Raw genomic sequence first — 1,286 nt, forward strand, 5'->3', positions numbered from 1 at the left:
GGTGGCGCGGGGCCAGACGCTGCAGGAGTCACTGTCGCAGGCCTATGCCAACAACCCGGCGCTGCTGGCGGCGCGGGCGCAGCTGCGGGTGGTGGACGAGAACGTGCCGCAGGCGCTGGGCGGCTGGCGGCCGACGGTGTCGCTGGGCGCCTCGGGCGGCTACATCGACGGGCAGGCGCGCTCGCGCGGGCAGTATGCGGATGTGAGCCGGCCGATCGGCAGCCTGCAGGCCACGGTGAGCCAGCCGCTCTACACGGGCGGCCGCACGGTGGCGCAGACGCAGCGGGCGGAGAACCAGGTGCTGGCGCAGCGCGCCCGGCTGCTGGCCACCGAGCAGCAGGTGCTGTCGGACGTGGTGTCGGCCTATGTGGCGGTGATCCGCGACCAGGAAACGCTGCGGCTGAACGTCAACAACGTGCAGGTGCTGCAGCGCCAGCTGGATGCGACGAATGAGCGCTTCCGGGTGGGCGAGATCACCCGCACCGACGTGGCGCAGGCGGAAAGCCGGCTGGCCGGGGCACGCTCGGCGCGGGCCAATTCCGAAGGAACGCTGCAGACCAGCCGGGCGACGTTCCAGCGGGTGGTGGGGCTGGCGCCGGAGCGGCTGGTGGCGCCGCAGCCGCTGAGCACCGCGGCGGCCAATGCGGCGCAGGCGGCGGAGGTGGCGATGCGCAACAACCCCGGCGTGGTGGCGGCGCTGTTTGACGAGGCGGCGGGGCGCGATGCGGTGGATGTGCAGATGGCGGCGCTGCTGCCGCAGGTGAGCCTGCAGGCGCAGGCCTTCCGCTCGGACAACAGCCAGCAGCCGCACACGCGGGCCACCGGCGAGCAGATCACGGCCAATTTGTCGGTGCCGCTGTACCAGGGCGGTGCCGAGCACGCGGCGGTGCGGCAGGCGCGGCAGGACGCGGTGCGGCTGCGGCAGGTGGTGGATGACCAGCGGCGGACGGCGATGCAGCAGGCGACGCAGGCCTGGGAAACGCTGGCCTCGGCGCGGGCGCAGGTGGACAGCGTGCGCTCGCAGATCCGTGCCGCCGAGATCGCGCTCGACGGCGTGCAGCGCGAGGCGGTGGTGGGCAGCCGCACCACGCTGGACGTGCTGAACGCCGAGCAGGAGCTGCTGAATGCCCGCGTTTCGCTGGTGCAGGCCTTGTCCAACGTGGTCACCGCCAGCTACGGGCTGGCCGGCTCGGTGGGCCGCCTCACCGCGCGCGACCTGGCGCTGCCCGTCGCCCAGTACGACATGGACGCCTACTACAACACCGTCCGCAACAAGTTCTTCGGCA

At 72.9% G+C, this 1,286-nt stretch carries 1 protein-coding gene; it reads left to right on the plus strand.

All coding sequences use genetic code 11. From position 1 onward, the window contains the following. A partial coding sequence (locus D2K64_RS23625) for a TolC family outer membrane protein (protein WP_306418954.1) occupies positions 1–1,286 on the plus strand: 1,286 nt, incomplete at both ends.

Source organism: Teichococcus vastitatis (assembly GCF_003604215.1).
GTDB classification, from domain to species: domain Bacteria; phylum Pseudomonadota; class Alphaproteobacteria; order Acetobacterales; family Acetobacteraceae; genus Pseudoroseomonas; species Pseudoroseomonas vastitatis.